Consider the following 20,223-nt stretch of genomic DNA (forward strand, 5'->3'; position numbering starts at 1 on the left):
TGACGCCGCACGTTGCGTTCGATTGCGATCGGATGCGGGCTGTTGTGTGAGGGGATTGGCCGTGTTCTGAGGGACTGTGCGGAATTGAGTGGACGGGCGGGAGGATGGGTGTGTGCTGTCCCGGGCCCGGGGTCCGACTCATGACAGAACTGGCAGGAAGTGTCTGAGTGTCACTTTGTCGACTGCCGGCCGGGGACGGTGCGTTGTCGGCGCCGGGTCGGCGGGGCGTGTCCCGAGGGTCCCCCCGTGGCGCCATCCCCAAGCCCGCCGGCAATTCCGTTGCCCAGCCGCGACGACGGCCGACAGGCCGATGTCATGCTGCCCTGCGGCGACTTGCCCGTGCCCGCCGGATGGTCTCCTCGCCCCGACTACTATGGGCGCCGGATCAAGGGGGACAAGGCCCGGCGTGAAAGCGCCCGTTGCATGAAAAATGGGGCGGCCCGCAACGTCTTCCACCTGGTCGGACAGCTACAGCAAGGACCCCGGGCATAGGGGCGGTCGTGACAGATGAGAGGGTCGGGCGGGTGAGTGAGACACCGAAGAACAGCCTGCAGTACCGCTTTGACGGGCCAGAAGACGCCCCAGTCCTGGTCCTGGGTCCCTCACTGGGCACCACATGGCACATGTGGGACCGGCAAGTCCCCGAGCTGGCGAAGACCTGGCGCGTGTTCCGCTTCGACCTCCCGGGGCACGGCGGTGCGCCCGCCCACGCGGCCGACAGCGTCAGCGGGCTCGGCGACCGGGTGCTTGCCACCCTCGACGAGCTCGGAGTGCAGCGCTTCGGTTACGCGGGCTGCGCCCTCGGTGGTGCCATCGGCGCCGACCTCGCGCTGCGCCACCCGCAGCGGGTCGCCTCGCTCGCGCTGATCGCCGCCTCGCCCCGCTTCGGCACCGCCGACGAGTTCCGGCAGCGCGGCGTGATAGTGCGGACGAACGGCCTCGACCCGGTCGCCCGTACCTCCCCGGAGCGGTGGTTCACGCCCGGCTTCGCCGCGAACCAGCCGGCGATCACCGACTGGGCCGTGCAGATGGTCCGCACCACCGACCCCGGCTGCTACATCGCGGCCTGCGAAGCGCTCGCCGCCTTCGACATCCGCGCCGAGCTCGGCCGCATCGGCGTGCCCACGCTCGTCCTCGTCGGCTCCGAGGACCAGGTCACCGGCCCCGCCGAGGCCCGCACGCTGGTCGCCGGCATACCGGACGCCCGGCTCGCCGTCGTGCCCGGCGCCTCGCACCTGGCCCCCGTCGAGCAGCCCGCCGCGGTCACCGACCTGCTCGTACGCCACTTCTCCACGGCCTGGACCGAGCAGCACTCGGCGATCTCCGCCACCCCGCCCAAGCCGGTCCTCGCCCCGCCGATGCCGACCTCGCCCGTCGCCGAGATCGCGCCCGCCGAGGTGGACGAGACGGCTCCGGCCGGCCGCCCCGACCCGTACGACAGCGGGCTCAAGGTGCGGCGCGAGGTGCTCGGGGACGCGCACGTCGACGGCGCGCTCGCCGCGGCCGACGAGTTCTCCGGCGACTTCCAGGACCTGCTCACCCGGTACGTCTGGGGCGAGGTCTGGGCGCGGCCCGGGCTCGACCGGCGGATGCGCAGCTGCGTCACGCTCACCGCGATGATCGCCGGCGGCCACCGGGAGGAGCTGGTCTTCCATGTCCGGGCGGCGCTGCGGAACGGCCTCACGCCCAGCGAGATCAAGGAGATCTTCCTGCAGGCGGCCGTGTACTGCGGAGTGCCCGCGGTGAACACCGCGTTCCGGGTGGCGCAGGCCGTCATCCGCGAGGAGACCACGCCGGAGGACTGACCGGCCGCCCCGGCCGCACAGGGGATGGCGGCCGGTGCACTGCTCCCGCCGGGCTGAAACCACACAGCCTGCGGGAGCAGGATGGTGCCATGGCACACATGAAGCTCACGAAGAAGTCGCACGCCTGCGTCCGCCTGGAGAAGGACGGCCGGACCCTCGTCCTCGACCCGGGCGCCTTCAGCGAAGAGGACGCCGCGCTCGGCGCCGACGCGATCCTCGTCACCCACGAGCACCCGGACCACTTCCACGAAGGGCATCTGCGGGCCGCCCTCGACGCCGACCCCGCCGCCGAGATCTGGACGCTGCGCGCCGTCGCCGAGAAGATCGCGGCCGCCTTCCCGGGGCGCGTCCACACGGTCGGCCACGGCGACACCTTCTCGGCCGCCGGCTTCGACGTGCAGGTGCACGGCGAGCTGCACGCGGTGATCCACCCGGACCTGCCGCGGATCACCAACGTCGGCTTCCTCGTCGACCCCGGCAGCACCGCCGTCTTCCACCCCGGCGACGCCCTGACCGTGCCCGAGCAGCAGGTCGACACCCTGCTCCTGCCGGTGATGGCGCCGTGGTCCAAGGTGTCCGAGGTCATCGAGTACGTCCGTGAGGTCCGGCCGCGGCGGGCCGTCGACATCCACGACGCCCTCCTGACCGACCTGGCCCGGCCCATCTACGACACCCACATCGGGAACCTCGGCGGCGCCGAGCACACCCGCTTCGCCTCCGGCGACGGCACCGAGCTCTGAGCCGGGCCCGGGTCCCGGGCCCGGAAGCCGGAGCCCGGGGCCCTGATCCCGGAGCCCCGAGCCCGTTGTCGTACCCGCCCGGTAGGTTGTGAGACATGCGCATCGCGACTTGGAACGTCAACTCGATCACCGCCCGCCTGCCCCGCCTCCTGGCCTGGCTGGAGAACAGCGGCACGGACGTGCTGTGCATCCAGGAGACCAAGTGCGCCGCCGAGCAGTTCCCCGCCGACGAGCTGCGCGAGCTGGGCTACGAATCGGCGGTCAACGCCACCGGCAGATGGAACGGCGTGGCCGTGGTCTCCCGCGTCGGCCTGGAGGACGTGGTCAAGGGCCTGCCCGGCGACCCCGGGTACGAGGGGGTGGAGGAGCCCCGCGCCCTCTCCGCGACCTGCGACGGCGTCCGCGTCTGGTCGGTGTACGTGCCGAACGGCCGCGAGCCCGACCACGCCCACTATGCGTACAAGCTGAAGTGGTTCGAGGCCCTGAAGGCCGCCGTCGCCGGGGACGCCGCGGGCTCCCGCCCGTTCGCGGTGATGGGGGACTACAACGTGGCGCCCACCGACGACGACGTCTGGGACATCAGCCTCTTCGAGGGCGCCACGCACGTCACGCCCGCCGAGCGCGCCGCCCTGGCCGCCCTCCGCGAGGCCGGCCTGAACGACGTGGTGCCGCGCCCCCTGAAGTACGACGTCCCGTTCACGTACTGGGACTACCGCCAGCTCGGCTTCCCGAAGAACCGCGGCATGCGCATCGACCTCGTGTACGGCAACGCCCCGTTCGCGAAGGCCGTCAAGGACGCGTACGTGGACCGCGAGGAGCGCAAGGGCAAGGGCGCCTCGGACCACGCGCCGGTCGTGGTGGACCTGGACGTGTAGCGGGCCGGGGGACGGCCGCGGGGCCGGGCGGGACCGAGCGGTCCCGCCCGGCCCCGCGGTGTCCGGGGCGCTCCCCGCGCCCGGCGGAACTGCCTCAGCCCGCGAGCTTCTTGAGGTCGATCGAGTCCGCGATCGCGGTGAGCCCCGCGTCGCCCGGGTGCAGATGGTCGCCGCTGTCGTACGCGGGCAGCATCCGGGACGGTCGGTCCGGGTCGCGCAGCACGGCGTCGAAGTCGAGGACCGCGTCGTACGTGCCGCTGGTGCGGATCCAGGTGTTGACGGCGACGCGCTGGGCGTCGACGCCCGGGGCCGAGCAGAGCGACTCGCCCTCGCACGGCGCGATCGTCGCGGCGACCACGCGCAGCCCGCGGGCCCGGGCGCGCTCGGCGATCTCCTCCAGGCCCGCGATGACATCACCCGCGCTCGCGCCCCAGCGGACGTCGTTGACGCCCTCGAAGACGACCATCGTGCGGGCCGAGGTCTGCGCGAGGACGTCCCGGTCCAGGCGGTGGAGGGCGCTGACGCCGCCGGTGTCGGTGGAGATCCCGTCGCCCGGGTACCGGTCGCTGACCACCCGGTTCGCCGAGATCCCGTGGTTGATCACGCCGTAGTGCGGGACGTCGTCCTGGTCGAGGATCCGGCGGGCGAGCACGTTGGGCCAGCGCAGATTGGCGTCCTGGGTGGACTTCACGCCGTCGGTGATGGAGTCGCCGAGCATCACGACGGAGCCGGGCCCGCCGCCGACGTCGACGCCGGTGAGGAACGGCCAGGTGGAGATCGTGGAGGTGTACGCGCCGGGCGCGCTGTCGCCGCTGTGGTCGCCGGCGGTGCTCAGGTACGAGCGCTGGATGGCCTGGCTGTGCACGGGCGCCGCGGAGACGGTGCCGGGCAGATGGAAGCTCACCAGAAGGTTGCTGTCGGCGGGCACGTCGAAGTCGACCGGGTCGCTGAACGCCTGGGCCCCGGCGGGAATTTCGGTGCCGGACGAGCCGCGGAACGTCAGCGGCACCGGCTTCTCCCGCGGCTCGGCCCCGGACCGCTGCACGGCGACGGTGGCGCCGCCGATGCGTACCGGCGTGCGCGCGAACGTGTTGTCGAGCCGGATGCGGACCCGCGGGCCGCCCACGGAGGAGTGCACGACGAGGCGGAGCGTGCGGTCGACCCAGGGGCCGACGGCGGTGTAGCCCGCGGTCGACGCCGACCAGGTGCCGGACCAGCCGGTCGTCGCGGGCCGTACGGACAGGGCGAAGACGTGCAGGTCGGGGCCGGGGTCCCGGGGGAGGCGCACCTCGGCGACCTCGCGGCCGCGGTCGAGGGGGACGGTCACCACGTACAGGCGGGCGGTCTCGGTGCGTTGGCCCTGCGGGGAGTTGACGTGCGGGAGGGCCACGGACTTGGTGGCGAGGGGGCCGGAGCGCCAGTCGGGCGCGGTGAGGCGGTACTCGGCTCTCGAGCCGTCGCGGTAGCGGACGGTGCCGGTGCCGCTCGCGTCGCCGCCGGTGCCGGCGACCAGGAAGGCGAGGGCGTCGCCGCGTCCGCTGACGGCGATGGACTGGCCGTCCGCGCGGACGTTGTCGGGTTGGCCGGGCTGGGTGCGGGGCAGTTGCAGGCGGGCCGAGTCGACGCCGACGCTGCGGCCCGGCGTCCAGCCGGCGGCGTTCAGGTCCTGGGCGGAGAGGGAGGCTCCGGAGCCGTCGAAGTCCGCCGCTGCGGGCCGGTCGTCACTGCTGACCGCCCGGTTGTCGAAGAGCCGCTCCAGGGGGAGCGGCTTCTGTCTTGGCTCGGCCGCCGTGGCGTCGGCGACTGGCGCGACTCCGGCAAGGAGTCCGAGTACCACGGTCGTTCCCCAGAATCGTCGACGCACGGGCTGTCTCCTCCTCCTCACCTGCGGGGTGAGGGACTTGTGACGACAGATGCGCCATGAAGCTAAGGAGAGGGGCAAGACCCGTCAATGACCGGCGTCTGAACTCGCCCTGAATTCAAGGGAGATGACTCGGACCGCGTAAACCTCGCGGCTGTGCGGGCGGGGCGGCCCGGCTCAGGCGGCCTCCACCACCTCGTCCCGCACGGCCGTCGCCCAGAGGGTGACCAGGCGGGCGTACTCCCCGCGTTGCTCGTCGGAGAGCTTGCCGTCGGCGCGGCTCCACAGCTCGCGTATCTGCGCGTTGATCTCCGCGGCGGAGGGAGTCGTTCCCTGGCGCTCGTCAGTGAGGGACATGGAGTGAAGCCTAGGGGCACGGTCTGACAATCCGCTACCGCCCGGTCACGGAAGGCTCGCTTCCGCGCAGGTGCCGGAGTGACGTATCGGCCCACAATGGGAGGAAGGAGCTGTCGTGTCGAGGTTCGGGGCCGCGCCTGGAAGGTGATCTAGTGCAACTACGACAAAGTGACAGCCATTTTGGGCGAAGTGGGCCGAATCGGCGGAGCGTGGATCATGAAGGTGCCTTTCCTGGACAAGTGGCTCGGACGGCGGGCCGAGGAGCCGGGAGCCGGCCTCGCGGCGGCGTTCGCCGAGAACCCGGACGGCGTGGCCGAGTTGCTCTCGGAGTGCGAACTACTGCGCTCGCAGGCAGGCAGTGCGGGACTCGAACTGGACGACAGCGTCGCCTCGTTGGAGGCCCTCGACCAGCTGACGCCGCACTGGCGCGACGACCCGGAGCTCCTTCCGTGGCTCGGCAACGACGCGGGCCTGTACCTCGGGACCGTGCTGGTGCGCACCGTTCCCGGCGCCGTGTGGCATGTGTGGCCCGGCGGGCACCCGGTCGTCCGGCTGGCCTCCGGCCGGGAGATCCATGTCGTCGAGGCCGGTCTCGACTGGGCCGTGAGCGGAGCGCCCGAGCTCTCCCAGGTGTACGCGGAGGCGGCCGAGGCCTGAAATGCCTCGCCTCCCCAACCCCCAGCAGCGCAAATACGGTTAATGCCCGCTAGGTGCGTGTCGCCTGTTAAGTACCGTATTGCTACGGATAGTTTGCGCGGACTGTCATACAGCGAAGAGTGAGTAGGGCTGGGGAATGGCCGTCGATCCGTTGATCGAACTGCGGGACGTCAACAAGTACTACGGGGAGTTGCATGTCCTGCAGGACATCAATCTCACCGTCGGGCGCGGGGAGGTGGTGGTGGTCATCGGCCCGTCCGGATCGGGGAAGTCGACCCTGTGCCGGACGATCAACCGGCTGGAGACCATCCAGTCCGGACGCATCACCCTGGACGGCAGGGAACTGCCCGCCGAGGGCAAGGAGCTCGCGAAGCTCCGCGCCGAAGTCGGCATGGTGTTCCAGTCGTTCAACCTCTTCGCGCACAAGACGGTCCGCCAGAACGTTTCTCTCGCCCAGATCAAGGTGCGCGGCCGCAAGAAGGACGAGGCCGACCGGCGCTCCGGCGAACTCCTGGAGCGGGTCGGCCTCGCCGCGCACGCCGAGAAGTTCCCGGCGCAGCTCTCCGGCGGTCAGCAGCAGCGCGTGGCCATCGCCCGCGCCCTCGCGATGGACCCGAAGGTGATGCTCTTCGACGAGCCGACCTCGGCGCTCGACCCGGAGATGATCAACGAAGTCCTGGAAGTCATGCAGCAGTTGGCGCGCGACGGCATGACGATGGTGGTCGTCACACACGAGATGGGCTTCGCCCGCTCCGCCGCCAACCGCGTGGTGTTCATGGCCGACGGCAGGATCGTCGAGGACCGCACCCCCGAGGAGTTCTTCACGGACCCGGAGAGCGCGCGGGCCAAGGACTTCCTCTCCAAGATCCTCAAGCACTGACGGGGAAGCGCACCGATGACACCCAGCACACGCAGCACACGCATGCCCGAAGGCAGGCGGGCAGGGCTCGGCAGGATCGCCAAGGCCCTCGCCGGGCTCGCGCTCACCGCGCTCGCCGCCACCGCCTGCGGCAAGGACGGCAGCCCGCCCGTGAAGGGCCCGAGCGCCGAGGACCTGCCCACGTACGAGATCGCGCGGGGCTTCGAGCTGCCGGACTCGGCGACCTGGAAGAAGGCGCAGCGGCGCGGGCGGCTCGTGGTCGGCGCCAAGGAGGACCAGCCCTACCTCGGCGAGAAGGACCCGGCGAGCGGCGTCTACTCGGGCTTCGACATCGAGATCGCCAAGATGATCTCGGCCTCGCTCGGCTTCGACCCGAAGACGATCCAGTTCAGGACGATCGCCTCCGCCAACCGCGAGACCGCCCTGCAGAACGGCCAGATCGACTACTACGTCGGCACCTACACCATCAACGACAACCGCAAGAAACTCGTCGGCTTCGGCGGCCCCTACTACATGGCCGGCCAGAGCCTCCTGGTGCGCAAGGACGACGACGAGATCAAGGGCCCGCAGGACCTGGCCGGCAAGAAGGTCTGCTCGGCGGCCGGCTCCACCCCGTACCAGCGGATCGAGGCGGACTACCCGAAGGCCGACCTCGTCGCGTACGACACGTACTCGATCTGCGTCGACAACCTGCTGACGTACCAGGTCGACGCGGTCACCACCGACGACGCGATCCTGCAGGGGTACGCCGCCAAGGTGCCCGAGGAGATGAAGCTGGTCGGCAAGCCCTTCTCCGAGGAGCCGTACGGGATCGGGGTGCCCAGGAGCGACAACGCGCTGCGGTTCGCCATCGACGACGCGCTCGCGCGGCACGAGAAGAACGGCGACTGGAAGAAGGCCTACGACGCGACGCTCGGCCTGTCCGGCGTCCCGGCGCCGAAGCCGCCCGCCATCGACCGCTATCCGGCGAGCTGAGGGGCCGTCATGAACGTACTGACCGACAACTTCTCCACCTACGGCAAAGGGTTCCTCGGCACCGTCGAACTCACCGTCTACGCCTCACTGCTGGCGCTCGTCCTCGGCTTCCTGATGGCCTCGTTCCGGGTGGCGCCGGTGGCGTCGTTCCGGCTGTTCGGCACCGTGTGGGTGACCGTGCTGCGCAACACCCCGCTGACGCTGCTGTTCTTCGCGGTGCTGCTCGGCCTGCCGCGGTTCGGACTCGTCCTCCCCTTCAAGGTGTTCGCGATCCTCGCCCTCGGCTGCTACACCTCCGCGTTCATCTGCGAGGCGCTGCGCTCCGGCATCAACACCGTGCCGAAGGGGCAGGGCGAGGCCGCGCGCAGCCTCGGGATGAGCTTCGGGCAGACGCTCGGCAACGTCGTCCTGCCGCAGGCCTTCCGCTCGGTGATCCCGCCGGTCGGCTCCAACCTGATCGCGCTCGCCAAGAACTCGGCGATCGCCGGGGCGTTCAGCGTCACCGAGCTCCTCGGCACGTACAAGACCCTCAACGAGCTGGGCTACAGCATCATCTGGACGTTCGTCTGGATCGCGCTCGGCTACCTGATCATCACCCTCACCATCAGTGCCCTCTTCAACCTGATGGAGAAGCGCTGGGGAGTCGCCCGATGACCGCGACCACGCACGAAGAGTCCACCGCCCTCTACGACATCCCGGGACCGGCCGCCCGCAAGCGGCACTTCGCGTACGGCGTGGTCTCGGTGGTCCTGATCCTGGGGCTCGCGGCCTGGATCCTGTATCTGCTCTTCGACACCGGGCAGTTCACCGCGACCAAGTGGACTCCCTTCCAGTACAAGGGAATTCAGGAACTCCTGCTCACCGGGCTCGGCAACACCCTGAAGGCGTTCGCGATGGCCGCCGTCCTTTCGCTGGTGCTCGGCACGGTGCTCGCGGTGGGGCGGCTCTCGGACCACAAGCCGGTGCGCTGGCTGGCCACGCTGATCGTCGAGTTCTTCCGCGCGATGCCGGTCCTCGTGATGATCTTCTTCATCTTCGTGGCCCTGCGCGTCCATCCGCTGCCGGCGCTCGTCGCCGGACTCACGCTCTACAACGGCTCGGTGCTCGCCGAGGTGTTCCGCTCCGGCATCAACGCGGTCGAACGCGGCCAGCGGGAGGCCGCGTTCGCGCTCGGCATGCGCAAGACGCAGGTGATGACGCATGTGCTCGTGCCGCAGGCGGTACGGGCCATGTTGCCCGCCATCATCAGCCAGTTGGTGGTCGCTCTGAAGGACACTTCGCTCGGTTATCTGATCACTTATGAGGAGTTCCTGCACGCTGGGAAACTGATCGCGTCGAATCTCGACTACGATTTGCCGTTCATCCCCGTGGTGCTGGTGATCTCACCGATCTACATCGGGATGTGCATGCTTCTGTCGTGGTTCGCCACGTGGGTGTCCAAGCGGCAGAGGCGCAGTCCCAAGACGGAGGCCGTGGACGTCGCCCCGGCCGAACCAGGGACGCTGCTGCCCGGTACGCAGTAGCCAAGGGCCAGGCCCGAACCGGCAGCAGCCGGAGATCACTGCTCGCGCAGCGGGACCGACACATGACTGGGGTCGGCCGCGGGGGAGGAGAAGGTCAGCTGCGCGCCGGTCGGGTTGTGCTCGATGTAGAGCGGGTCGACCGTGTCGACCACCACGGCGAGGCGATGCCCGGCCGGTACGTCGTAGGCGGTGGAGAACAGCTCCAGGTCCACGGGGAACGGCCGGCCGGGCTGCTTGCCGTGGAAGGTGTACGGCGCGTGACTGACCAGCTTGCCGAGGCCGAGCGGCCCCACGTCGTAGAGGTACGCGACGAGGGTGCCGCTCGACTCGTTGCTCGCGACCGTGGTGTGCACCTTGGCGGTGCCGCGCACCTGCTGCGCGCTCGCGTACCGCTCCGACTGCCAGACGGCCGCACGGGAGCGCGGCAGCAGCGGGATCGACGCCGTCGGCGGGACCTTCGCGAACTGGTCGAGGAGCCCGGTCAGCATGACGACGCCGCCGTTGGCGCCCGAGTCGGCGTTCGCGCGCACCGTGCGCGTGCCGTCGAGCGCGATCCGGGTGCTCTTCGCGCCGACCGACTTCCAGTCAGGATAGCCCTCGTAGCCGCCCGTCGTACGGGACTTGAGCTGGACCGGGAGTTCCTGGTCGATGCCGTTGCGCTCGCCCTTGAGGTGGCGGTCGAACCAGCGCTCGGCGTTGCTCCACACGTCGTTGGGCAGCCCGAGCAGGCCCGTCGCCTCGGCCGTCGCGTGGTCGCCGGGGCGGAACTCCAGGCGCTTGGGGCCGGTGAGCCGCTCGTAGAAGTCGGCGTACTGGTTGGGCGGGAAGATGGAGTCGCCCCAGGCGTTGCCGAGCATGACGGCGGTGTCGTTCCGGTTGATCGCGTCGACGTACGTCGCGGGGGAGCGCTTCTTGCCCCACGCGATCATCTCGTCCTCCTGGTCCAGGTTGGAGGCGAGGAAGTCCTTGAGGGTCTGCTGGAGTTCGGCGCTCGGGCGGCCGGTGAGCATGCCCGCGCCGCCGAGCAGTCCGGCGGCCTGGAGGTGCTGGGTGCGGCCGGAGTAGATCGAGTCGATCAGGTCGGCCCAGCCGCTGAGCGCCGCGACCGCCTTGACGCGCGGGTCGTGGGCGGCGGCGAGGAGGCTGATGCCCGCGCCGTAGGAGACGCCGGCCATGCCGACACGGTCCGGGTCGGCCGGGGTGTGGGCGAGGGTCCAGTCGACCACCTTGCGGGCGTCGGCGACGTCCTCGGGCCCGGCCGTCTCGATCTCGCCGCCGGACTGCCAGAAGCCGCGCGAGTTGTAACCGACCACGACGTACCCGGAGTCGGCGAGCTTCCTGGCCTGCGCGACGTACTCGATCTGCGGCATGCCCCAGCTGGTCGGCAGCACGATCGCGGGGTAGCGGACGCCGGGCTCGGCGTCGGACGGCGTGAAGACGTTGGCCTTCAGGACCGTGCCGCCGTCACCCTCGATGTCGACGAAGCGCGGGCCGTCGGCGGCGGTGGCCGCGGCGGGCGCCGCGTGGGCGGCGGGAGCGAGGCCGAAGGCGGCTCCCGCGACGAAGGCGGCGGTGCCTGCGGCGGCGCCGAGCAGGGCCTTGCGGCGCGGTCGTCCAGCGGATGCCACAGGTGCCTCAGGTGCCACGGGTCACTCCTCACGGTCCGGTGCGAAAGTGACCCGACGGTAACCTCGGGCGTTTACCCGAGGTAACCCGTCGGTAAGTTACGCGCGCGTAACGATTGTTGGGCGGTTGCCGGTCTGCTCGGCAGGCCGCCCCTAGTCGTTCAGCGCGCTCTTCGCCTGCCAGTCGGACCAGCTGAGGTTCCAGAGGCCGTAGCCGTTGCCCACGTCGGCGTCGCCCTTGTGGCCGGAGCCCTTCGTGACGAACGGGTCGCCGACCTGCGCCGCCTCGTACAGCCAGCCCGCGTCGCCGTCGCTCATGCCGACGCAGCCCGAACTGTGGTTGGTGTTGCCGAAGTACGCGGCGTTCCACGGGGCGGCGTGGGCGTACATCCCGGACCAGGTGAGCCGCATCGAGTGGTCGACCATCTTGTCGTAGGCGTCGCCGAGGCCGACCGTCTCCGAGTTCATCCGGATCGTGCCCTCCTTCGACATCAGGACGTTCACGCCGCCCCAGGACGCCTTGTCGCCGCCGGGTGTGCCGGCCGACATCGGGACGCGCCGGACCGCGCTGCCGTCCCGCAGCAGCGTCAACTGCTTGCTGTCCAGGTCGACTTCGACCTTCTGGTCCCGGCCGACGGTGAACGACGTGGCGTAGTCGCGCACGAACCAGCCGCCGCCGTCGCCGGAGTCCACGCCGTTCAGGTCGGCGTCCAGCGTCACCTTCGTGCCGGGCTTCCAGAACTCCTTGGGGCGCCAGTCGACGCGGTCCTTGCCGGAGTAGTCGGTGATCCAGCCCCAGGAGCCCTCAGTCGAGTCGGAGGTGGTGACCTTGAGGTGCCGCTCCACGGCCTTCTTGTTCTTCACCGGGTTGTCGAACACGATCGACAGCGGGTGAGCCACGCCGACGGTGGTCCCCTTGCCCGGGGCGAGCGTCAGCTTGTTCACCCGGCCGGCCGCCTCGGTGGTGAACGTGTGCGTCGCGCTGCGGCCGCGGTCGTCCTCCGCCTTCACCTCGTACGTCGTGCCCGGTGCGGCCACGCGGTCCGAGGTCCAGCGGCGGCCGTCCTTCGCGACCCGGCCGGAGAGCTCGCCGCCCTCGCGGTCCCGGACGGTCACCTCCGCGAGCCGCCCTTCGGGCACGGTCACCTCGACCCGCTCGCCGGCCTTCGCCTGCTTCCCGCGCAGGTTGACGGAGACCCGGGCGTCCTTCCCGGCGGCCGGGTCCGTCGACCCGCTCGCGGAGCCGCAGCCGGTCACCGCGAGCGCGAGCGCCGCGACGCCTGCGGCGAGGGCGGTACGGCGGGGGCGCGGGGTGTGACGTATCCGGCTCGGGCGTGTACGGCTCAACGGGGTCCTCCAGTGGTCTCGCGGTTCACGGGGGAGGAGGGAGCGGCGGGCGCCGAGGTTGCCGCGGGCGGGCGGAAAAATCGCCGGAAACGGTGTGAGATGGATTGCACCGGGCAAGCAGGTGCGAGGCCCTCGACGGTTCCGGGGAGTGACGGGGGCGCAGGGCGGGCGCAGTCCCGGCCCGGCGTGCCGCGCGCGTGCCCACCTTGCGCCCTTGCCGAGGGCGGGAGTTGGGGCCACCTTGGAGCCGCACGCCCGCACGCCCGCACGCCCGCACGCCCGCACGCCGCCCCATGTACCTGCGCGTACCTGCACGTACCCCCTGTGAACGGAGTCGCCGTGTCCGTCGTCCCGCTGCCCCACACCCTGCTCGGCTCAGGACCGCACAAGGTCTTCGCCGTGCACGGCTGGTTCGCCGACCGCGACGCCTACGCGGCCGTCCGCGCCGACCTCGACCTGGAGTCCTTCACGTACGCCCTCGTGGACCTGCGCGGATACGGGGAGGCGCGCGGGGAGGCCGGGGCGTACACCACGGCGGAGGGCGCCGCCGACGTGCTGGCGCTCGCCGACCGGCTCGGCTGGGACCGGTTCTCGCTGGTCGGGCACTCGATGGGCGGGGCGGTCGCGCAGCGCGTCGTGGCGGCCGCGCCCGAGCGGGTGCGGCGGCTCGTCGGCGTCTCGCCCGTGCCGGCCTCGGGGGTGCCGCTGCCGCCCGAGCAGTGGGAGCTGTTCGCGTCCGCCGCCGAGCTCGCCGACAGCCGCCGCGCCATCCTCGACTTCACCACCGGCGGCAGCCGGCCCGCCGCCTGGCTCGACCGCATGGTGCGCCGCTCCTTCGACCGCAGTGACCCCAAGGCGTTCCGCGCCTGGCTCGACTCGTGGGCGCGCGACGACTTCCACACCGAGGTCGACGGCAGCACCGTGCCGGCCCTCGCCGTCGTCGGCGCGCTCGACCCGGCGCTCGGGGCCGAGCTGATGCGGCAGACCTGGGCGCGCTCGTTCGTCCGCGCCGAGGTCGTCGAGCTCGCCTCCGCCGGGCACTACGCGATGGACGAGACGCCGCTCCAACTCGTCCGCGTCGTCGAGGACTTCCTGCGCGCGGAGCAGCTGTGACGGCGGCGGCGGGACGCGTACCGGACGTCTTCGACCCGCGGCTGCTGCGCGACGGCATCCCGCACGAGGCGTACCGGGAGCTGCGCGACCATCACCCGGTGGCCTGGCAGGAGGAGTACGAGGTCCTGGGCTGGCCCGCCGGGCCGGGGTTCTGGGCGGTGTCGCGGCACGCCGACGTCGTCCGCGTCCTCAAGGACCACGGCACGTTCTCCTCGTACCTCGGCGCCACCCAGATCCGCGACCCGGACCCGGACGACCTGCCGTTCATCCGCCGCATGATGCTCAACCAGGACCCGCCGCACCACGTCCGGCTCCGGCGGCTCGTCAGCCGGGCGTTCACCCGCGGCCGGATCGACCGGTTCGAGCAGCGGGTACGCGAGCGGGCCCACCAACTCTGCGTTGCCGCCCGGGAGTTCGGCAACGAGGCCGACCTCGTCGCGACCGTCACCGACGACTACGCGCTGCTCAACCTCGCCGACCTGCTCGGCGTGCCGCGCGGCGACCGGGGCCTGCTCCTGGAGTGGACCGAGCGGGTCATCGGCTACCAGGACCCGGACGAGGCGGGCGCGGTGGTGCGCGGCGCGGACGGCAAGCCCGTCAACCCGCGCTCGCCCGCGATGCTGCGGGAGATGTTCGACTACGCGCAGCGGCTCGCCGCGTACAAGCGACGGCACCCCAGCGACGACGTGATGACCGCGCTCGCGCACGCCACGGACGGCGAAGTGCGGCTCAGCGAGGCCGAGTTGGAGATGTTCTTCTTCCTGCTCGTGGTCGCCGGCAACGACACGGTGCGCAGCGCCGCCCCCGGAGGGCTGCTCGCGCTCGCCGAACACCCCGAGGAACAGGCGCGGTTGCGGGACGGGAAGATTCAACTCGGCTCTGCCGTCGAGGAGTTGCTGCGCCACCATCCGCCGGTGCTGACGTTCCGCCGTACCGCCGTACGGGACACGGAGATCGCCGGGCGGCAGGTCCTGGCGGGCGACAAGGTGGTCGTCCTGCACGCCTCCGCCAACCACGACGAGCGGGTGTTCCCCGACCCGCACCGCCTCGACCTCGGCCGGACCCCCAACCCGCACGTGTCCTTCGGGGAGGGGCCGCACGTCTGCCTCGGCGCGCACTTCGCGCGGCTCCAACTCGGCGTGCTGTACGAGGAGTTGCTGCGGGAGTTCCCGGTGCTCGAACCGGCGGGGCGGCCGCGGCGGCTGGTGTCCAACTTCATCAACGGCATCAAGGAACTGCCGCTGCGGATCGCCTGAGCCCGTAGCCCCGGAGCAGCGGAAGCCCCCTCGGCCGGGGGGTGGCCGAGGGGGCGGATGCCGCGCGACGGCTCAGCCGCCGCGGACGATCAGCGCGCGCTGACGGGGGATCAGAACGCGTTGATGCGGAGGCTCGCCGTGCCGGACTGGAGGTTGGCGGCACCCTCGGCGAACACGCCGTGGCCGAGCAGCTCGGCGCCACCGGCGCCGTGCAGGCCCTGGGGGCTGCCGTGCAGCTGCAGGCCGGCGGAGCCGCCCGCCACGCCGTCCAGGGCGTCGTCGGCGATCTCGCGGGTCTCGATCGGGGCGTTGTAGCTCATGAGGAGGCTTCCTTCGTTGGCGAACTGTGCACGGGCCGGCCGGACCTGGCTTGGTGAGCCGGCTCACTTGTGGCTGCGTCGCCGGAGCGCTGAGTGTCACACCTGGTCAGAGCGGGTGTGAGCGGCCGTGGCAAGTGCTCCGATATGGGCGGAACGCGGTGGCGGAAAGAGCGCCAACTGTCCGTGGGAACACGGGGATGTGAGGCCAAGTCAGGACAATTTCGGGCGGCTGGAGCGCGGCCGGGGAGCTGGTCTCTCGCCGCTGCTGTGCGGTCAGTCCTTCGGTGCCCGGTGCGAGGTGCGGACGACCGGCGCCGGGGACTGCGCGGCGCGCGTCACGTCGGCGACGAGCTCGATCACGTCCGGCCCGTACGCCTGGGAGTTGACCACCTTCAGGAGCAGCACGAAGGAGTTCGCGCCGTGCTTGCGGGCGAGGCGGGCGTGGTTGCGGGCGAGATAGCGGGTGGCGGCCTGATGCGTGACGGGACGCTGCCCGCAGAAGAGGAACACGGGCCGTGCCTCCTGCCCCTGCCCCGCGGTGAGCCGGGCGAGGACCACGTACTCCGCGCGCCCCGGCTCCATCCGGTACCGCTCGCTGCCTATCTGGAACGCGCCCCGGTCCGGGCCGGGCTCGGGGTCGGCGTTGACCCGCACGCCGGGGAGCAGCGAGTGCAGATGCGCGGCCATGCGGCGGTTGGACGCCGGGCCGCCCAGGCAGAACTCGGTGCGCTCGCCGAAGCCCTGCTGGGCGAAGTCGTGCGGGATGACCTGGGCGTGCGCCCCGCACTCCTTCACGATCGCGGAGAGTTCGAGGAGGGAGAACATGTCGGTGCGGGACACGGTGAGCTCGGGTCCTGCCGTGTCGCGGTTCACGACAAGGAGCGTCTCCGCGTTGGCGGGCAGTCCGAAGAAGGCCTGCTTGCGCCGGAGCCCCCGCTTCCAGAGGTACGTACGGGCGAACCAGCCGAGGGTCGCGACGGCCCCCGCGGCGAGCACGCCCAGGACGACGTTCACAAGGTCTTCACTCATGGGCGGGCACTCTAGCTTCCTCGCGCACCGGTGTTCGAGGGGGTCCTGACGTGTCCGCGCCGTGAAGTTACGCTGCGCAGACAGCCGTTGACCGGAGGTACGGATGCGTCGTCCAGTTGCGCGGAACCTGTCGCTTCTCGCCGTTTCGGGCGCCTTGGTGGCGGTCGGCGCGGCGGCGCCCCCTTCCTCCGCGTCCGGAGCGCACACGGCGTCCGGCTCCGCGTCCGCCGCGCCCGCCCCGGCGAAGTCGCCGGTCGCGGTCGGGTACGGCGGCGCCGTGTCGAGCGTCGACCCGGACGCGTCGGCGGCGGGCATCGAGGTGCTGCGCAGGGGCGGCAACGCGGTCGACGCGGCCGTCGCCACCGCCGCCGCCCTCGGCGTCACCGAGCCGTACTCGGCGGGCATCGGCGGGGGCGGCTACTTCGTGCACTACGACGCGAAGACCCGCAAGGTGCAGACGATCGACGGCCGCGAGACCGCGCCGGGCAGCGCGGACAGCGGGCTCTTCCTGGAGGACGGCAAGCCCCTGCCGTTCGACGCCGCCGTGACCAGCGGCCTCAGCGTCGGCACCCCCGGAACGCCCGCCACCTGGGACGCTGCCCTCGACGCCTGGGGCAGCCGCTCCCTCGGCGAACTGCTGCGCCCGGCACAGGAGTTGGCGGCCAAGGGCTTCGTGGTCGACGAGACGTTCCGCGCGCAGACCGCCGCCAACCAGGAGCGCTTCGCCGACTTCCCCGCCTCCGCCGAGCTGTTCCTGCCCGGCGGCGAGCTTCCCGTGGTCGGCTCGGTCTTCAAGAACCCCGATCTGGCCCGTACGTACGCCGAGTTGGCCCGCAAGGGCAGCCGCGCGATGTACCGCGGCCCGCTCGCCGACGAGGTCGTACGGACCGTCAACCGGCCGCCCGTCGACCCGGACTCGGGGCGCACCGCCCGGCCCGGCGACCTCACGGCGGAGGACCTCGCCGGGTACGCGGTGAAGCGGCAGGCGCCGAGCCGGTCCGCGTACCGGGGGCTCGACCTCTACTCGATGGCCCCGTCGTCGTCCGGCGGCACGACCGTCGGCGAGGCGCTGAACATCCTGGAGGGCACGGACCTCGCGCGGGCCTCACAGGAGAAGTACCTGCACCGGTACATCGAGGCCAGCCGGATCGCGTTCGCCGACCGCGGCCGCTGGGTCGGCGACCCGGCCTTCGAGGACGTACCGACGAAGGAGCTGCTCAGCCAGGAGTTCGCGGACGCGCGGGCCTGCCTGATCCGCGACGACAAGGCGCTGACCAGCCCGCTCGCCCCCGGCGACCCGCGCGACCCGCAGCCCTGCAGCACCGGCGGCGAGGCGGCCCCGACCACGTACGAGGGCGAGAACACCACGCATCTGACGGCCTCCGACAAGTGGGGCAACGTCGTCGCGTACACCCTGACCATCGAGTCGACCGGCGGCAGCGGCATCACCGTGCCGGGGCGCGGCTTCCTGCTCAACAACGAGCTGACGGACTTCTCCTTCGCCCCGGCCAACCCCGACGTGCACGACCCGAACCTGCCGGGTCCGGGCAAGCGGCCGCGCTCCTCGATGTCGCCGACGATCGTCCTGAAGGACGGCCGCCCGGTGCTCGCGCTCGGCTCGCCCGGCGGCTCGACCATCATCACCACCGTGCTGCAGACCGTCACCGGAGTGGTCGACCGGGGCCTGCCGCTCGTCGACGCGATCGCCGCACCCCGCGCCAGCCAGCGCAACACGGCCGCCACGGATCTCGAACCCGGGCTGTACGACAGCGAGTTGAGGCAGCGTCTGGAGGCGCTCGGGCACGTCTTCAAGAAGAACCCGGAGATCGGCGCGGCCACCGGAGTGCAGCGACTGCCCGACGGACGCTGGCTCGCGGCGGCGGAAAAGGTGCGAAGGGGCGGGGGCTCGGCGATGGTGGTGCACCCGAGCTCATGATCGATCTCTAGGGGTCTCCCTTGCGTGCGCTGAACTCCGTGCTGCATCCCGCTCTGGTCCCGGCCGTCCTCGCGCCCGTCCTCCTCGCCACCCTGGCCGCACCGCCCGCGCGGGCCGGGGACGACAGGGGTGGGGGAGAGGCGACGGCGGCCGCGCTCCTCGCGAAGGTGACCGACTGCGAGCAGATCTCGAAGGGCAAGTTCCGCGCGGACGACGGGAAACCCGCGGACATTCCGGTGTGCGGCGGCAAGGGGATCGTGCACTGGAAGGCCGACCTGGACATCGACTGCGACGGCCGCCCCAGCCGCGCCTGCAACGAGCGGACGGACCCCTACTTCCAGCCCCAGACCGCCTTCCAGGACTCCCGCGGCCGGCACCTCGACTCGGCGGAACTGCCGTACGTCGTGGTGCCGGGCGCGAGCGAGCTGTGGAACCACCGGGACGACAAGGTGTGGGGCGGCGGGCTCGCCGCGGTCATCCACCGCGGCAAGGTGCAGTACGCGGTCGTGGGCGACACCGGTCCGACGGACCTCATCGGCGAGGCCTCCCACGCCACGGCCCGCGCCCTCGGCATCGACCCGCATCCGGTGCGGGGCGGTGCGGCGAAGGACGTCACGTACATCTTCTTCAAGGGCTCGGAGGTCACGCCGATCGAGAGCCGGGAGGAGGCGGAGCGGATGGGGGCGGAGCTGAGCCGGGGGTTGCTGGGCGGCTGAGCTCTTCCCCTGTCTCCGGGCCGGCCCCGTGGCGGGGCCCGGGTCGACGGCGCTCGGTCACAGTGCGGTCAGGATCCTCGGGCCCGCGTCCGTGATCGCCACCGTGTGCTCCGCGTGGGCGGCCCTGCTGCCGTCGCAGGTGCGGAGCGTCCAGCCGTCGCGGTCCGCGTAGTAGTCGTCCCGGCCGCCGGCCGTCAGCATCGGCTCGATCGCCAGGACCATGCCGTGCCGCAGCCGCATGCCGCGCCCGGGGCGGCCCTCGTTCGGCACGCCCGGGTCCTCGTGCATCTCGCGGCCGATGCCGTGGCCGCCGAAGCCGTCCGGCACCCCGTACCCCGCCGAGCGGCAGACCGTGCCGATCGCGTGCGCGATGTCCCCGATGCGGTTGCCGACGACGGCCGCCGCGATGCCCGCGTCGAGCGCCGCGAACGCGGTCGCCACGAGCCGGGTGTCGGCGGGCCGCGCCCGGCCCACGACGAAGCTGATCGCCGAGTCGCCGACCCAGCCGCTGAGCCGCGCGCCGAAGTCCGCGGAGACGAGGTCGCCGTCGCGCAGCCGGTACCCGTCCGGGATGCCGTGCACGATCGCGTCGTTCACCGACACGCACAGCACGCCCGGGAAGGGTGTGGGCGCGAAGCTCGGCCGGTACCCGAGGAACGGGGAGTCCGCGCCCGCCTCCTTCAGGACGCCGCGCGCCACCTCGTCCAGGTCGACCAGCCGGACGCCGACCTCCGCCGCGTCCCGCACGGCCGCCAGCGCCCGGGCCACGACTCGGCCCGCTTCCCGCATCGCGTCCAGGGACGCGTCTGTCTTGATCTCCACCATGCCAATTACTATACCGGTATAACAATGCCGGTATAAAAATCGGGGTCGCGCTAGACTGGCCGCATGGTGCGCACCCCCCTCACCCCCGAAGAGCGTGAACGCGGCGAGCGGCTCGGCCAGTTGCTCCGCGAGGCCCGCGGCGAGCGGAGCATGGTCGAGGTCGCCGCGAGCGCCGGGCTCTCCGCCGAGACGCTGCGGAAGATCGAGACGGGCCGCGCGCCCACCCCCGCCTTCTTCACGGTCGCCGCCCTCGCCGGCGCCCTCGGCCTGTCCCTCGACGAGGTCCTCGCCCGCTGCGCGCCGCTGCCCGCCTGAGGCCGCCGGGCACTTCCGGGCGGCGGAGGTCCCGCCCGCGCCGTCGGAGCAACACACCGCGCGGGGTG

The 20,223-nt window shown here is 71.8% G+C and carries 20 protein-coding genes; 13 read left to right on the forward strand and 7 right to left on the reverse strand.

Going from position 1 to position 20,223, the window contains the following annotated elements:
* Positions 1 to 524: 524 nt before the first annotated feature.
* From ACIDOF_RS29085 to ACIDOF_RS29095, 3 genes are all read left to right on the forward strand, one after another.
* Positions 525 to 1,805 carry an alpha/beta fold hydrolase gene (locus ACIDOF_RS29085; protein ID WP_409009115.1) on the forward strand — a complete coding sequence of 427 codons (1,281 nt, stop codon included), beginning with the start codon at positions 525 to 527 and terminating at the stop codon, positions 1,803 to 1,805.
* A gap of 98 nt (positions 1,806 to 1,903) precedes the next feature.
* Positions 1,904 to 2,545 (forward strand): MBL fold metallo-hydrolase, encoded by a 642-nt coding sequence (locus ACIDOF_RS29090; protein WP_409009239.1) that lies wholly within the window; start codon positions 1,904 to 1,906, stop codon positions 2,543 to 2,545.
* A 95-nt stretch (positions 2,546 to 2,640) separates the two neighbouring features.
* Complete coding sequence (locus ACIDOF_RS29095) at positions 2,641 to 3,420, forward strand: exodeoxyribonuclease III (RefSeq protein WP_409009116.1); 780 nt, start codon at positions 2,641 to 2,643, stop codon at positions 3,418 to 3,420.
* A gap of 94 nt (positions 3,421 to 3,514) precedes the next feature.
* Here ACIDOF_RS29095 and ACIDOF_RS29100 read toward each other — a convergent pair whose 3' ends face one another.
* Complete coding sequence (locus tag ACIDOF_RS29100; RefSeq protein WP_409009117.1) at positions 3,515 to 5,284, reverse strand: SGNH/GDSL hydrolase family protein; 1,770 nt, start codon at positions 5,282 to 5,284, stop codon at positions 3,515 to 3,517.
* Positions 5,285 to 5,458: 174 nt separating this feature from the next.
* Positions 5,459 to 5,638, reverse strand: coding sequence for a hypothetical protein (locus ACIDOF_RS29105; RefSeq protein WP_409009118.1), 180 nt, complete (start codon positions 5,636 to 5,638; stop codon positions 5,459 to 5,461).
* A 216-nt stretch (positions 5,639 to 5,854) separates the two neighbouring features.
* On the opposite strand from ACIDOF_RS29105, the gene ACIDOF_RS29110 reads away from it, so the two are divergent.
* The 5 genes from ACIDOF_RS29110 (at position 5,855) to ACIDOF_RS29130 (ending at position 9,673) form a co-directional block, all read left to right on the forward strand.
* Positions 5,855 to 6,295 (forward strand): DUF6278 family protein, encoded by a 441-nt coding sequence (locus ACIDOF_RS29110; RefSeq protein WP_409009119.1) that lies wholly within the window; start codon positions 5,855 to 5,857, stop codon positions 6,293 to 6,295.
* Between the two features lie 136 nt (positions 6,296 to 6,431).
* Positions 6,432 to 7,175: an amino acid ABC transporter ATP-binding protein gene (locus ACIDOF_RS29115; RefSeq protein ID WP_409009120.1), complete on the forward strand. Its 744-nt coding sequence runs from the start codon at positions 6,432 to 6,434 to the stop codon at positions 7,173 to 7,175.
* A gap of 42 nt (positions 7,176 to 7,217) precedes the next feature.
* Positions 7,218 to 8,150 (forward strand): glutamate ABC transporter substrate-binding protein, encoded by a 933-nt coding sequence (locus ACIDOF_RS29120; protein WP_409009240.1) that lies wholly within the window; start codon positions 7,218 to 7,220, stop codon positions 8,148 to 8,150.
* Between the two features lie 9 nt (positions 8,151 to 8,159).
* Positions 8,160 to 8,804 carry an amino acid ABC transporter permease gene (locus tag ACIDOF_RS29125; protein ID WP_409009121.1) on the forward strand — a complete coding sequence of 215 codons (645 nt, stop codon included), beginning with the start codon at positions 8,160 to 8,162 and terminating at the stop codon, positions 8,802 to 8,804.
* On the forward strand, positions 8,801 to 9,673 hold the full coding sequence (locus tag ACIDOF_RS29130; RefSeq protein ID WP_409009122.1) for an amino acid ABC transporter permease: 873 nt from the start codon (positions 8,801 to 8,803) through the stop codon (positions 9,671 to 9,673). The genes ACIDOF_RS29125 and ACIDOF_RS29130 overlap by 4 nt, the downstream gene beginning before the upstream one ends.
* Positions 9,674 to 9,708: 35 nt before the next feature.
* On the opposite strand, the gene ACIDOF_RS29135 is transcribed toward ACIDOF_RS29130, so the two are convergent.
* Together ACIDOF_RS29135 and ACIDOF_RS29140 are read right to left on the reverse strand one after the other, a co-directional pair.
* The gene (locus ACIDOF_RS29135; protein ID WP_409009241.1) at positions 9,709 to 11,268 is read right to left on the reverse strand and encodes a CocE/NonD family hydrolase; all 1,560 of its coding nucleotides are present in this window, start codon (positions 11,266 to 11,268) and stop codon (positions 9,709 to 9,711) included.
* Between the two features lie 183 nt (positions 11,269 to 11,451).
* The gene (locus tag ACIDOF_RS29140) at positions 11,452 to 12,645 is read right to left on the reverse strand and encodes an Ig-like domain-containing protein (protein WP_409009123.1); all 1,194 of its coding nucleotides are present in this window, start codon (positions 12,643 to 12,645) and stop codon (positions 11,452 to 11,454) included.
* A 339-nt stretch (positions 12,646 to 12,984) separates the two neighbouring features.
* Between ACIDOF_RS29140 and ACIDOF_RS29145 the strand changes: the two genes are divergently transcribed.
* Entirely contained in the window at positions 12,985 to 13,758 is a 774-nt protein-coding gene (locus tag ACIDOF_RS29145) for an alpha/beta fold hydrolase (protein ID WP_409009124.1), read from the forward strand.
* Positions 13,755 to 15,014: a cytochrome P450 gene (locus tag ACIDOF_RS29150; RefSeq protein ID WP_409009125.1), complete on the forward strand. Its 1,260-nt coding sequence runs from the start codon at positions 13,755 to 13,757 to the stop codon at positions 15,012 to 15,014. Before ACIDOF_RS29145 ends, ACIDOF_RS29150 begins: the two co-directional genes overlap by 4 nt.
* Positions 15,015 to 15,124: 110 nt before the next feature.
* Here ACIDOF_RS29150 and ACIDOF_RS29155 read toward each other — a convergent pair whose 3' ends face one another.
* On the reverse strand, positions 15,125 to 15,334 hold the full coding sequence (locus ACIDOF_RS29155) for a hypothetical protein (protein WP_409009126.1): 210 nt from the start codon (positions 15,332 to 15,334) through the stop codon (positions 15,125 to 15,127).
* A gap of 273 nt (positions 15,335 to 15,607) precedes the next feature.
* Complete coding sequence (locus ACIDOF_RS29160) at positions 15,608 to 16,363, reverse strand: hypothetical protein (protein ID WP_409009127.1); 756 nt, start codon at positions 16,361 to 16,363, stop codon at positions 15,608 to 15,610.
* Positions 16,364 to 16,466: 103 nt separating this feature from the next.
* On the opposite strand from ACIDOF_RS29160, the gene ggt reads away from it, so the two are divergent.
* Positions 16,467 to 18,299 carry a gamma-glutamyltransferase gene (gene ggt / locus ACIDOF_RS29165; protein WP_409009128.1) on the forward strand — a complete coding sequence of 611 codons (1,833 nt, stop codon included), beginning with the start codon at positions 16,467 to 16,469 and terminating at the stop codon, positions 18,297 to 18,299.
* A gap of 38 nt (positions 18,300 to 18,337) precedes the next feature.
* On the forward strand, positions 18,338 to 19,015 hold the full coding sequence (locus ACIDOF_RS29170) for a glycoside hydrolase family 75 protein (protein WP_409009129.1): 678 nt from the start codon (positions 18,338 to 18,340) through the stop codon (positions 19,013 to 19,015).
* Between the two features lie 57 nt (positions 19,016 to 19,072).
* On the opposite strand, the gene map is transcribed toward ACIDOF_RS29170, so the two are convergent.
* The gene (gene map / locus ACIDOF_RS29175; RefSeq protein ID WP_409009130.1) at positions 19,073 to 19,840 is read right to left on the reverse strand and encodes a type I methionyl aminopeptidase; all 768 of its coding nucleotides are present in this window, start codon (positions 19,838 to 19,840) and stop codon (positions 19,073 to 19,075) included.
* Positions 19,841 to 19,903: 63 nt separating this feature from the next.
* Here map and ACIDOF_RS29180 point away from each other — a divergent pair, with 63 nt between their 5' ends.
* Positions 19,904 to 20,155, forward strand: coding sequence for a helix-turn-helix domain-containing protein (locus ACIDOF_RS29180; protein ID WP_409009131.1), 252 nt, complete (start codon positions 19,904 to 19,906; stop codon positions 20,153 to 20,155).
* Positions 20,156 to 20,223: the final 68 nt, after the last annotated feature.

It is taken from the genome of Streptomyces sp. Da 82-17 (assembly GCF_046098215.1).
Classification (GTDB): Bacteria; Actinomycetota; Actinomycetes; order Streptomycetales; family Streptomycetaceae; genus Streptomyces.